The sequence below is a fragment of the Pseudomonas sp. IT-P395 genome (genome assembly GCF_949767675.1).
Taxonomy (GTDB): domain Bacteria; phylum Pseudomonadota; class Gammaproteobacteria; order Pseudomonadales; family Pseudomonadaceae; genus Aquipseudomonas.
On the sequence record NZ_CATKPW010000059.1, the window covers coordinates 147,376 to 159,465 of the forward strand.

Sequence of the window (12,090 nt, forward strand, 5' to 3'; positions counted from 1 at the left end):
GAGTCGCCATGACCTACATCTCCGAAGTAAACAGAACACATTTGATTAACCTGCTGGCCAGTGCCCAGCAGCGGCTGAACACCTTAAAAGAAATCGTCGCGACCACCAACGATTCGCTCTCAGGCAGTGACATCAGGATCGCCATCGGCGACGCGATCACACCGTTGAATATCGCGCTCGAAGCGGCAGAAACGCTCTGAAGGAATCGGCCATGAGTACCTACAAACTCGTCTGCCCGCACTGCCTCGGTCGCATGCGTATCCGCACCAGCGAAGGCACACACATTTTCCTGCGGGTGGCCTATCTGCAATGCACCAACGAGGCCTGCGGCTGGTCAGTGCGTGCCGAGTTCGAAATGACTCACGAAATGAGTCCTAGCGGCATGGCCAACCCATCGGTGCGTTTGCCCATCGCCGACATTGCCCTGCGCCGCGCCGCGATGAAGACCGCCAACGATCAACCCGACCTGCTCGACCAAATGGAAATGGAGTGTGCGCAATGAATCACGATCAGTTGACCCACGACTACCGCAGCAGCATGCAACGTGCCGCGTTCGCTTACCTGCAACGGCACGAAGCGCAGTACCTGGTGGACTCGGACCTGCTCTATGAAAACTGCGTTCGCCACTTGGCCACGTCGCTGGAGGTGCCTGTCTTCATGGCGGAGCGACTGGTGCACAACGCCTGGACCGAACTGCAGGTGATCAATCAGCGTAAGTGGATCGGCGTGGACTGGGGCAACAGCCCCGGTTGCACGGTCGTGCACTTGATCGACACCCGTGCCGATCTGCGCTACCCGGTACCGGCGAGGCTGCTGCCCCAAAGCCTGCTCGCCCAGCGCGGTTCCGCGCACAAGCACCACCCTCAGTAACCCCTTTTTAAACACCCCGCCCTGCCCCGCTTCCCGTGGGTTTGGGTGAGCTTTGCCTGAAATCCGAGGTGGATCATGGAAATCGACATCGCCATCACCGCGAAACTGCCCCGTGCACAGGCCGAAGCCCTGCTCCAGGCACTGCGCGCCCAGTACTCGATGCAGTTCAACGAGTACTGGTATGACGATCGCTTTCGCATGATCCCCGAGGGTTTACGGCACGGCTCGCTGCTGTCGGCCTTCCCGGTGATGGCCGCGCAAAAACGCCTGATTGGCGCCCTTAAACACAGTCTCGGCGAAGTGAAGTAAGCCCCGATGAACATGAAACACGATTTGCGCGCCGACATTCTGCAACGCCTTGAATCCGACTACGGACTCAAACACAAAGCCGGCAAATACATGCGCCAGGGCGAATGCCCGGCATGCAAGAAAAAGGAGTTGTACGCCTTCCACGATGACCCATGGATGATCCGTTGCGGCCGGGGCAAGTGTGGCCAGACCTGGCACGTTAAAGAAATCTACGAAGACCTGTTCGAAGACTGGAGCAAGCGCGCTCCGGCGAGCGAGCAACACCCCAGCGCCACCGCCCGTGCCTATCTGGAGTTTGCCCGTGGCTTTCGCCTCGATCTGATTCAAGGCTGGTTTACGCAAGAAACGTATTTCTCCGGCGAGCTGAATGCCGGCAGCGCGACGGTGCGTTTTGCGTTGGAGAAAGGTGGCTACTGGGAACGCCTGATCGACCGGCCGCACCGGTTCGGCAAGATGAAAGCGCGCTTCAAGCCTGGCGATAGCCCACGTGGGTATTGGTGGTGCCCGCCATGTGTCGAGCTGCTGGACGTCAAAGAGCTGTGGATTGTCGAGGGCATCTTCGACGCCATCGCTCTGGTGCATAACGGCATTGCGGCGGTGTCGGCGATGTCGTCGGCCTTCTTCCCTGAAGAGTCTCTGAAAGAGCTGGCACGCCTGCGCGGCGGTAAATTGCCCAAGCTTATTTGGGCACTGGACAACGAACCCGGCGCGCACAAATACACCAAGCGTTGGGTGCGTCAGGCTCGCGCCCTGGGCTACGAGTGCGAAGCAGCGCAGATCCCGCAGTCGGACAGCCGCAAGGTCGATTGGAACGATCTGCATCAGCGCTGGGCTTTCATCGACGGCGAGAGCGAACGTGCCGAGCAGATCGAGAAGGATCTGGCCACCGCTCGCTACCACGGTGCCTTGCTGATCGCCGAAAGCGCGTCAGAGAAAGGCGTGCTGATGTACGAATGGCGCGAGCGCCACGAGTTTCACTTCGGCTTTGACAGCCGGCTCTACTGGTTCAAGATGGATCTGGAGAAATTCAACAAAGCCATGCAGGCGCTGGAGTCTTCCGAGCGGCACGAAGACCAGCTGCTGAACGATAAACAGCGGCGCGACAAGGCCCTGCGCCAATGCGGCGGCGTGGTGGAAATCGCCAACTGCTACCCGCAAGCGCTGTATTTCCAGCGCAACGAAGTCACCGACGAATCCTGGTACTACTTCCGCGTCGATTTCCCGCACGACAGTGGCAGCGTGAAGAACACCTTCACCGGTGGCCAGGTCGCGGCCGCCAGCGAATTCAAGAAACGCTTGCTCAGCATGGCCGCCGGCGCCGTGTTCACCGGCAGCGGGCAGCAACTCGACAAGATCATGAAGGATCAGCTGTTCGGCCTGAAGACCGTCGAGACCATCGACTTTATCGGCTACAGCAAATTGCACGGCTGCTACGTCTTTGGCGACCTCGCGGTACGCGGCGGCATTGTCAGCGTGGTGAACAAGGAGGACTTTTTCGAGTTCGGCAAGCTGCGGCTGAAGACACTGCAGAAGTCGATCGCCATGCACATTCAGCGCGACAGCAAGCAGTACCGCACCGACTGGTTGCCGATGCTGTGGCTGTGCTTTGGCGCCAAGGGCATCGTCGCCCTCGCGTTTTGGTTTGGCTCGCTGTTCGCCGAGCAGATCCGCGCGCAGTACAAGTCCTTTCCGTTCCTTGAGGTCACCGGTGAAGCCGGCGCCGGCAAGACCACACTGCTGACTTTCCTGTGGAAACTACTCGGCCGCGAGCATGAAGGTTTTGACCCGTCGAAATCTACGCGTGCCGGCCGGCAGCGCGCCATGGGCCAAGTCTCCAACATGCCGGTCGTGCTGATCGAAGGCGATCGCAACGAACCGGACAAGGCACACGCCAAGGGCTTCGACTGGGACGAGCTGAAAGACTTCTATGGCGGCGGCACGCTCGGCACCAAAGGCATGAAGACCAGCGGCAACGAGACGTACGAACCACCATTCCGGGGCGCGATTGCGATCAGCCAGAACGCCGATGTCAGCGCGTCCGAAGCGATCCTGACCCGGATTATCAAATCCCACTTTGCGCGTCCGGAAGTCACCACCGAGAGCCGCGCAGCCGCTGACAACCTGAACCTGATCCCGGTCGAGCAACTGAGTCACTTCCTGTTGCTGGCCGTTCGTGCCGAAGCCCAGGTGATGGCCAAGTTCGCCGAACGCGTGCTCGTTCATGAACAGCAACTGCGCCGGCTCAAAGAAATCCGAGTGGAACGGATCATCAAGAACCACAGCCAGTTGATGGCCTTGGTCGATTGCCTGCGCCTGGTCTGCCCGCTCGATGACAACCACGTCGCCACGACGCACCAGGCACTGATGGTCATGGCGCTGGAGCGGCAAGCCGCGATCAGTGCTGACCACCCGCTGGTTGCCGAATTTTGGGAAGTCTACGAATACCTCGAAAGCCTGGGCGAAGGCCCGCAGGTCAACCACAGCACCGACCCGAAACTTATCGCGATCAACCTCAACGAGTTCGCCGAGAAGGCCAGCGAGCATCGGCAGAACCTCGCCGACCTCAAAACCTTGCGCGGGCTGCTGATCAACAGCCGCAGCCACAAATGGCTGGAATCCAACAAGGCCGTTTACAGCGCCGTGCGCGCCTCACAAGCCGCCGGCAACGCGATGTTCAACAAACCCACCACCGTGCGCTGCTGGATTTTTCAGAGCGCGTAAACCGCAACCAGCGCTGCAACGCTGGGCACATTCCAAAGGAGAGGCACCATGCAAGTACACGTCATAACCGGCGACGCCGGCACGGGCAAGACGACGAAGCTGAGATCGATCGAGGCCCAGCAACTGGCTGAAGGCAAACAGGCAGGGATCATTCATGCGGATGCGTATTCACATCACGGCCTGCTCGGAATCATGGAAGTCAGGCTAGAGCGCGGTGAGCGGACGCTGCTTGTCGATGACTGCTCGAGCAAACAGATCGATGAGGTTTTGCAGTGGCAGAGGGAGGCCGCTGGGAGCGAGCAGCTGGAGGATTTGGCGATTCACCTGGCTCGCCGCGCCGGCTGAACAACGAGTTCATGCCGAAAAGAATTGGTGCCGAGGGGCTGCAACCCCTCGACACCGACCACCCCAAAGGAGAAGCACCATGCAAGCACAAAACCCAAGTGGCAGCGGCATAGAGGCTACCACGAACGCCTTCAAAGTCGGCGACGACGTGACTTTCGTCGCTGCCCGCAGCACCGGGCACAGCGTCAGTTTCAGCGTTCGCGAAGGGAAGATTGCTGAATTCGACAGCGCAACGGCGATCGTCAAGCTTCGCAATGGTCGCACCAGTGTGCAGCCGTTGAACAAGCTGACTCGCCAGAGCGAGCGCAACGCCCTCACCCGCGCTTTGCTGGGGGACGCCTGATGCAACCCTTAGCCAATTCTGTGGCACGCACACGCCCGCCCATGGCGAGCCATCGGCTTGACCTCCCCAGTTGCTGCGACATCTGCGGCAAAGCCCGATCCACCCGCAAGCATCAGGCCTGTAGTCGGATCCGACAGCAGCGCAAGTCTGCCGAGTGGGCTGAGCTGATGGCGGTACGGGCAGAAGCGAAGAAGAACAAGCCACGGCGCTACGCGCGCTGATTTGAATGACGGGCGATTGGGAACTGCAATTCTCGGTCGCCCAAAGGAGAAGCACCATGCAGGCAACGGCTTTGTTGTTTTTATACCTGTGCACCGACGCATCCCGCCTCGACTGCCAGGTAATTCCTGTCCAGCAATGGGTTAGCGGGGACGCCTACGAGCTATGCGAGAGAACCGCACATTCTCTGGAAAGCGCCCTGACCCTGGCCAATCGACCTCGGCATCGGTTTGTTTGCGAAACGCCGGACGCCGGCAGCTCCCAGACTGAATCCGAAAGTCAGCCTCACCTAACGCTTCAATCGTTTCGGCTGTGATCGGGGGGACACGATGAAGAGAAGAAAATCGTTTCCCTGGAATCTGGACCTCACCGGCGTCTGTGATCAATGTGGCAAATCCCGCGCCCACGGCAACCACCGCAAATGCAGCAAAGCACGGCAAGTAATTGCGACACTCCGCAGAGCTGAGGAAGCCCGGTCCGGCATCCCTTCTCCACCTAGAAAAAGCGCCGGATTGTTCTGGTTACTTCGTCAGGACTGATCAGCAACACTCCAACCTACGGCAACACAGAAAGGCCCGATGTTGGGCCTTTCTGCTTTTGCTCTGCTGATCAGTGGTTCAGTTCATCGTGTAGGGACGTGTATGGCACATGGCGTAGAGGCCCGTGGCAATTCGGTGCGGGTCTATTTTCGTTACAACGGCAAGCGGTACCGGGAGCTTTTACCCGGCGGGAATACCGCAGCCAACCGGGAGCGGGCCGCGCACTTGGTCAACATCATTGAATACGAGATCAAGGCTGGCACTTTCAATTACAGCCGGCACTTTCCTGATTCGGCCACCTTGGTCGAGAACACCTTCGGTCACTACCTCGACCTGTGGCTGAAGATCAAAAGCAACAGCGTTGCTGCGACGTCTTATCGGGGATATGCCAATAAGGCCGAGGTACATGTGCGACCGCGCTGGGGCAAGGTGCAGATCGACCAGATCGATCATCTGGATTTGCAGGAGTGGGTGCAGGACACGCTGTCGAAGCGCCTGAAGAACAAGACTATCCGGGACGTCATCAGTAACGTGCGCCAAGTCTTTCGGCTGTACCGCACTCGCAAAAAGGTGGCTCATGATCCGACAGAGGGTTTGTTTGTGCGATTACCCGATCCGGAAGCGCCGGACCCGTTCACCAGGGCGGAGATAAAGCAGATTCTTGAGACACCCACCAATCGGACGCAGGAGCTGCTGATGATTCAATTCATGATTTGGGCGGGGCCACGGGTATCGGAAACCATTGCGCTGGCATGGGAGGACGTGGACCTGGAGCAAGGCACCGTGACCTTTCGCCGGTCCAAGGTGCGCGGCGCGTACCGCGTGACGAAAACCCGCCGATCGACACGTCGCGTGCGCCTGCTGGCCCCGGCGTGGGACGCCCTGCGCCAGATCGATGCGTTGACGCGCCACCGCAAGGCGGAAACCATAGAGGTGGTCGAGCGGGATAACAAGACGGTGCGGAAACACAAACTGCACTTTGTGTTCCTGAATACCAAAAGTGGCCTGCCGCACGCCAACGACTTCGTGGTGCGCGATCGCTTCTTCAAGGCGCATTTGCTCGCCGCCGGCGTTCGCTATCGCGGCCCCGGGCAGTGCCGGCACACCTACGCCAGCCAGTTGCTGACCACGGGGGTGGCGTCGATCGACTGGATCGCCGAACAGATGGGCCATACCAACGGCAACATGATCCGTCAGCACTATGGGACGTGGATCAATGAAGACGGACCCGACGTGGTGGGGATGTTGCAAATGGCCTTGAAGCTGTCACCGGTTACAGCTCTACATTGAATCCGCTGAGGCCCACGCTGTCGGCAAAACGTCCCACGGCGGTCAAGCTGGCCCAGGTGCGCAGTGACTCACGTCGCGAGCGCACCGGCACCCAGCGTGCGCCGCTGCCACCCAGGCGAATCGACAGGCCCCAGTCGGGGCCGCCGTTGATCCTGGCCACCAGGCATTCGCGCACCGCGTGTTGTTCGACCAGGGCGCGCAACACCTCTTCGTGAATACCTTCGCCGATCACTGCTCGTGTTCCTGACGCCGCGCCGTGGCCGCTGCCTCGAAGGTCTTATACAAACCTTCGATACTGGCCGCTTTCAGCACCTTGACCGTCTCCAGGCCCAGCACAAACCCTTCGGCACGATCACTGGCGCGAAACAGGTCGTCAGCCGTGTGCGCCAGTTCGATTTGGTGCAGCAGTTTCAGGGTTTGCACCTCCACTGCGTTCGGCAGTTTCAGTGCCGCCAATGCATCAGTCATGCGTACTCCCACGTCCAGGGATCAACCAGATATCGAGGGAATGGTAGACCAGCCCTGGGGGGACCGGCTTCCACGGCCACAAAAAAAGGCCCCCACACCTGAGCCAGGTGTGGGGGCCGATTGAACATAGGCTGGAATTCCACGTATCAGTCTTCAAAGGCCGCTATCGGCCAGAAGCGGACATCGGCAAGCGACCGGTGTCGGCCAACAGCGGGCACTTACCTTAAGGCTGAATCTGACAAAAATGAACATTCGGTGCACCCAGCATCCTCGTCATGAGCATTTCAATCTGTGCATCAAACCTCAAATAAATACTGGATGAATGAACAGGCTTCAACCCATCCTACCTCCTGAATCTTTTGGTGGTAATCAAGATTTTCCGAGAAAGAAGTCTTTTTGATATCATTTAGGTCACTCACGTTTGAGTTTCTTAAAAGAACCAAATCAAAAAAACATGGAGTTTATATGCTGCGGGAAATCGACGATGTAGAGGCATTTTCTTATTGCACGGAAGATGAGGGTGACTTTTTCGACAGGAAAGCCTTCGAGGTAAAACCCGCAAGCATTCAGAAAATTGTAGTGGCCTTTGCTAACTCAGATGGTGGTGATGTTCTTATCGGTATCGCTGACGAGAAAGTTGACCCAGACCCGCTTAAACGCTGGGTTGGAGCTGACTCACGTGAAGCTTATAATCAACACATTGAGTCAATAGTATCTCTGAATCCTTCTGTAGATTTTAGATTTACGTTCTTGAAACGAAAATCCATGTCTAGAGCATACGTTCTTAAAATTAGCGTAAATAAAGGACTTAAGGTTCATGAAACAGCGGACAAAACGGTCTACGTAAGGAAAGGCGCGCAATCGCTTCCTGTTAAAGGCAGCATTAAGCTAATGGAGCTGGCGCATGCTAAAGGCACTGTCTCGGCTGAAGATATGGACGTTATAACTGCCAGAGTAGACGATATTGAAAAAAGCGCTGCACTAGGAGACTACTTATATCAGTTGCCGATAACAAATAAAGACCCATTGGATTTTCTACTTCAAGAACATCTAGTTCATGACGAGTCTTGGGTTCCCAAAGCCTCATCAGTGCTCCTATTTGGTGATAACCCTTCATCGATGATGCCACATCAATGCGCCATCAGAATTGTTAGGTATGACACTAAAGAGGATGAAATTGATCGAGATGCTTTGACTTCAGACAACGTTAGTATTGAAGCCTCATTGCACCAGCAAATACTGCAATCTTTCGAAATCATCAAGAGTTTCCTGCAGAAGTGCTTTGCTTGGACAATAGATGGGTATCAGCCAATATCGTTCCCCGACGAGACAATTTGGGAGATTTTGGTGAACTCGGTTATTCATCGAGATTATTCCATATCTGACAACGTACTAGTAAGCGTCTTCAACAATAGAGTTGAATTTAAAAGTCCCGGCCGGTTACCTGGATTGGTGACCGTTGAGAACATCCTTGATAATCGATCTTCTAGGAATCCCAAAATCGTTCGCCTACTTTCAAAGTATGGCAGTATGCCGAACAAAGATTTGGGCGAGGGGATGAATACTGCTTTTCAGAAAATGAACGGATGGGGATTGGTAAATCCAGTAGTTCAAGAGTCTGGCAACTATGTTGTAGTTACCCTATATTACAAGGCGAACAAACCTGTTGAGGAGTTGGTCTTGGGTTTCATTGATAATCACGGCTCCATAAATAATGCTCAACTGCGTGATCTCGGAGGCATTCTATCCTCAGAGCAAGCGACGTCAGTATTTTCTGGAATGCGGGAAAAAAACCTTATACAGCGATTAGATGGATCGACAGGAACTAAAGTCCGTTGGGTCCGACACGCCGGCTAGCTCCATTCCATCGGGCCTATTCTTGAGTGAAGTCCGCTTCTCGCCTATTGCTGCCTGTCGTAACTGGCAGCAAACGGCCAGAAGCAGTCACTTGCTGCCATCAGATTCCTCCTAGGATTCCCTCACCAGCATCAGTATCGTGATCTGTCTCCGCTATTTTTACCGCTGAATCTGGTTATCACGCAAAAGCTCATCAGTGACAGGCTGGTTGAGGGCGCCTGTGGCGGCAAGGGCGATGTTTCTTGCCACAGCGTCAACTGGATCATCAAGCGTGCCAAGGAGTTGAAACTCAGACGCGCCAACGTAGCGGACCTTCTGTTCATTCTTGCCGGTGAAGGACTGCTCTTCTCCCGTCTTCCATGACGGCCTGGATCGAATCTCGCGCAACGTACCTTCATCTAATAACTTTGCCAACAGCAATACGTTCTTCCGGTTTCCAATGCTGTTTAGGAGATAGCCCGTCCCAAGATTTTTGTCCCAGATAGGCTTCACCATTATCATGTGCAGCGTCTTGATTCCTCGACGTGCCAAATCCTGCATTACTTGCAACTGACCAATGTTAATGCCAAAAAAGAGTTTCTCGGAGGTTTTCTCAATACGTGGGTACTTGTGCTTCACCTCTAACTGCATGAGAGAGTTGTCTGGCCATCGCGCCAAGCTGTCAATATCCCAGACACCTTCGAAAAAAGGTTGTATCGCACAGTTTTTAAACAGCCGATGAAGGACGACCTGCTTAAAGAGATCATCGCTATAGTGGCTGGAAAGACCGGCCCAGAAGGCCTGCTGAGATCGATTCTCGTCAATCACCGAATCCGCTGGAGTACTGAACTGGGGAGACGACTGCTTTCGCTTTTTCATCATGAAAGACTGAATAGGGATGTTGGTTTGCTCTCCCCATTTCTTAATGAAGAAATCACGTCTCATCTCGTCGTAGTAGCAATCAAACAGGAACTCAATCCGACCGGACGAAGGGGCAAGACGATGGCGCAGATCCGCTGCTGCTTGACCGGTCTCGGAGTGGTCCCACACCCACCAAGAGTTTACGTATTTCTGTTGTTGATTTTCCTTTACCGTCAGAGTCCTTACGAGAGAAACCGGTAAAATATCGATTCCTTGAGCAACCAGCTTGCCGAGGTACTCATTGAACACAGCCTCAATGACCAATCCTTCAAGCATTCTGCTCTTGTCAGACCGGATGAGTATTTCCTTTAGCTTCTCGATGTTGTCTAGGGGAATATCTTCGAGAGGCCCAAAAGTGGTCAGCAAGCTCATTTAGTGTGTCCTTGTACTAGACATCGAAGCCGATTCCGGCGAGGACTGCTATCGGTCGAAAGACGGCAATCCCGGGCGACTGCTTTTGGCCGTTTTCTGCCTTTCGTGAAGGGCGAGAAGTTACTCGATGGATGTTTCCAGATCAATAAAACGGTCGAACCGGATATGCCTTCCATGTTGTGCCAACCCTTCATGGTGCGTAATGGCGCAAGCCCCTAAGACTGCCGTAGTCGGGTAATTGCTTCAGTGATCGCTTTGGCATTTGTGTCGAGGGTTTCGATGGCCACGAGCGCGTTATCGGCAACGTCCCCTACACCATTTTCTGAAAGCCATTTGGTGACCTCCTCGATCGCCGCCGCCAGGGCATGCTGGTTATGTAGAAGCAATGTCAGAGCATCTGCCGCGGCAACGTTGGAATCAGAATCAGATGGCATGAAAGTCGTCCTTGGAGTTCGGTTCGCAAAAGGCTAGCTCATCGTATCGCTGGCGACGATCAGCCACCATTCGGCGGCTCTACTTTCGCACCAAAATAGCGCACCAGTCCCATCTCAGTCCCATATGGCCTTTTTTCAGACACCAAAAACCACAAACCCCCGAATTTCTCTAGGAAAATCAGGGGTTTGCGTTTACTGAATGTGGCGGTGAAGGAGAGATTCGAACTCTCGATACAGTTTCCTGTATACACACTTTCCAGGCGTGCTCCTTAAGCCACTCGGACACTTCACCGTATCTCTTCAAACATGTTCTGTCTGTCGAGGCGCGCTAATGTAGTCGAAAGCTTTTGCGATGGCAAACTTTTTTTCAGAATTTTCATGCGGTTAAGAGAAAAAGTCGTTTTGCCCGCTGGCAGCCCATGGCAAACCGGCCAATCTTCGGTGGGCGCGGCCCTTCTATATAGAAGCAGAACGCCTCGCCACGCTGGACGGGCCGGGAAACGGTGACTGGCGGGTCAGTCACGGCGCTTTACCTGGCCTGCGGCGGTGGGTAACGTCTGCCCATCTTTCTTACAAGGAATAGCGTCATGAGTGAGTTGATTTCCTACCACCTCGAAGACGGTATCGCGACCCTGACTTTGAGCAACGGCAAGGTCAATGCCATTTCTCCGGACGTGATTGCGGCATTCAACGCGGTGCTGGATCAGGCGGTAACTGATCGTGCCATCGTGATCATTACCGGTCAGCCGGGGATTCTGTCCGGCGGCTATGACCTGAAAGTGATGACTGCCGGCCCTAAAGAGGCGGTGGCACTGGTAACTGCGGGGTCGACGTTGGCGCGTCGCCTGCTCTCCCACCCGTTTCCGGTGATCGTCGCTTGCCCAGGTCATGCCGTGGCAAAGGGCGCTTTCATTCTGTTGTCTGCCGATTACCGTATCGGTGTCGACGGACCGTTCAGCATCGGTCTGAACGAAGTGCAGATCGGTATGACCATGCACCACGCCGGTATCGAACTGGCGCGTGATCGTCTGCGTCGCTCGGCGTTCCACCGCTCGGTGATCAACGGCGAGATGTTCGATCCGCAAAGCGCTGTAGATGCCGGTTTCCTCGACAAGGTGGTTGCCGCCGAGGAGCTGCAAGCTGCCGCCCTCGCCGCTGCGCGTCAGTTGAAGAAGATCAACATGCTCGCGCACAAGAATACCAAGTTGAAAGTACGCAAGGCGCTGCTGGAAACCCTGGATAACGCGATCATCCAGGATCAGGAACACCTGGGTTAACCACCCGTTTATCTCTTCAAGAAAAGCCCGACCGTCGTGTCGGGCTTTTTCTTGCGCGCCTGGTTTAAAAGTCTGCGGCCGCTCTAGGACAGGTCTGACCCTCCATTCGGAAACATGCGCTTAAACATCGGCTATCTCCGGACTCT

General features: G+C 55.5%; 15 protein-coding genes and 1 tRNA gene. 11 read left to right on the plus strand and 5 right to left on the minus strand.

Going from position 1 to position 12,090, the window contains the following annotated elements:
* Positions 1-8: 8 nt before the first annotated feature.
* The 9 genes from ACM6IN_RS25880 (at position 9) to ACM6IN_RS25920 (ending at position 6,636) form a co-directional block, all read left to right on the plus strand.
* The gene (locus ACM6IN_RS25880; RefSeq protein ID WP_414916946.1) at positions 9-200 is read left to right on the plus strand and encodes a hypothetical protein; all 192 of its coding nucleotides are present in this window, start codon (positions 9-11) and stop codon (positions 198-200) included.
* 11 nt (positions 201-211) lie between these two features.
* Positions 212-502 (plus strand): ogr/Delta-like zinc finger family protein, encoded by a 291-nt coding sequence (locus tag ACM6IN_RS25885; protein ID WP_038979812.1) that lies wholly within the window; start codon positions 212-214, stop codon positions 500-502.
* Positions 499-870 carry a hypothetical protein gene (locus tag ACM6IN_RS25890; protein WP_258448566.1) on the plus strand — a complete coding sequence of 124 codons (372 nt, stop codon included), beginning with the start codon at positions 499-501 and terminating at the stop codon, positions 868-870. The genes ACM6IN_RS25885 and ACM6IN_RS25890 overlap by 4 nt, the downstream gene beginning before the upstream one ends.
* A gap of 75 nt (positions 871-945) precedes the next feature.
* Positions 946-1,179 carry a hypothetical protein gene (locus tag ACM6IN_RS25895; protein WP_086793340.1) on the plus strand — a complete coding sequence of 78 codons (234 nt, stop codon included), beginning with the start codon at positions 946-948 and terminating at the stop codon, positions 1,177-1,179.
* A 6-nt stretch (positions 1,180-1,185) separates the two neighbouring features.
* Positions 1,186-3,900 carry a bifunctional DNA primase/helicase gene (locus ACM6IN_RS25900; RefSeq protein WP_414916947.1) on the plus strand — a complete coding sequence of 905 codons (2,715 nt, stop codon included), beginning with the start codon at positions 1,186-1,188 and terminating at the stop codon, positions 3,898-3,900.
* A gap of 48 nt (positions 3,901-3,948) precedes the next feature.
* Positions 3,949-4,245 (plus strand): hypothetical protein, encoded by a 297-nt coding sequence (locus ACM6IN_RS25905; protein WP_414916948.1) that lies wholly within the window; start codon positions 3,949-3,951, stop codon positions 4,243-4,245.
* 79 nt (positions 4,246-4,324) lie between these two features.
* Positions 4,325-4,588: a hypothetical protein gene (locus ACM6IN_RS25910; RefSeq protein WP_414916949.1), complete on the plus strand. Its 264-nt coding sequence runs from the start codon at positions 4,325-4,327 to the stop codon at positions 4,586-4,588.
* Positions 4,588-4,809 (plus strand): hypothetical protein, encoded by a 222-nt coding sequence (locus tag ACM6IN_RS25915; RefSeq protein ID WP_350483616.1) that lies wholly within the window; start codon positions 4,588-4,590, stop codon positions 4,807-4,809. The genes ACM6IN_RS25910 and ACM6IN_RS25915 overlap by 1 nt, the downstream gene beginning before the upstream one ends.
* Positions 4,810-5,448: 639 nt before the next feature.
* Complete coding sequence (locus ACM6IN_RS25920) at positions 5,449-6,636, plus strand: tyrosine-type recombinase/integrase (RefSeq protein WP_414916997.1); 1,188 nt, start codon at positions 5,449-5,451, stop codon at positions 6,634-6,636.
* Here ACM6IN_RS25920 and ACM6IN_RS25925 read toward each other — a convergent pair.
* Positions 6,620-6,868: a hypothetical protein gene (locus tag ACM6IN_RS25925; protein WP_108224699.1), complete on the minus strand. Its 249-nt coding sequence runs from the start codon at positions 6,866-6,868 to the stop codon at positions 6,620-6,622. The two genes, ACM6IN_RS25920 and ACM6IN_RS25925, sit on opposite strands and share 17 nt — an antisense overlap.
* Positions 6,865-7,104, minus strand: a complete 240-nt coding sequence (locus tag ACM6IN_RS25930) for a hypothetical protein (RefSeq protein WP_414916950.1) — start codon at positions 7,102-7,104, stop codon at positions 6,865-6,867. Before ACM6IN_RS25930 ends, ACM6IN_RS25925 begins: the two co-directional genes overlap by 4 nt.
* Positions 7,105-7,569: 465 nt before the next feature.
* Here ACM6IN_RS25930 and ACM6IN_RS25935 point away from each other — a divergent pair, with 465 nt between their 5' ends.
* Positions 7,570-8,961 carry an RNA-binding domain-containing protein gene (locus ACM6IN_RS25935; protein ID WP_414916951.1) on the plus strand — a complete coding sequence of 464 codons (1,392 nt, stop codon included), beginning with the start codon at positions 7,570-7,572 and terminating at the stop codon, positions 8,959-8,961.
* 159 nt (positions 8,962-9,120) lie between these two features.
* On the opposite strand, the gene ACM6IN_RS25940 is transcribed toward ACM6IN_RS25935, so the two are convergent.
* The 3 genes from ACM6IN_RS25940 to ACM6IN_RS25950 all read right to left on the minus strand — a co-directional run bounded on the left by ACM6IN_RS25940 (position 9,121) and on the right by ACM6IN_RS25950 (position 10,959).
* Entirely contained in the window at positions 9,121-10,233 is a 1,113-nt protein-coding gene (locus tag ACM6IN_RS25940) for a hypothetical protein (protein ID WP_414916952.1), read from the minus strand.
* Positions 10,234-10,448: 215 nt separating this feature from the next.
* Complete coding sequence (locus ACM6IN_RS25945; RefSeq protein WP_414916953.1) at positions 10,449-10,667, minus strand: hypothetical protein; 219 nt, start codon at positions 10,665-10,667, stop codon at positions 10,449-10,451.
* A gap of 202 nt (positions 10,668-10,869) precedes the next feature.
* Positions 10,870-10,959 (minus strand) — tRNA-Ser (locus ACM6IN_RS25950).
* Between the two features lie 295 nt (positions 10,960-11,254).
* Here ACM6IN_RS25950 and ACM6IN_RS25955 point away from each other — a divergent pair.
* On the plus strand, positions 11,255-11,944 hold the full coding sequence (locus ACM6IN_RS25955) for a crotonase/enoyl-CoA hydratase family protein (protein WP_414916954.1): 690 nt from the start codon (positions 11,255-11,257) through the stop codon (positions 11,942-11,944).
* The last annotated feature ends 146 nt before the right edge of the window (positions 11,945-12,090 follow it).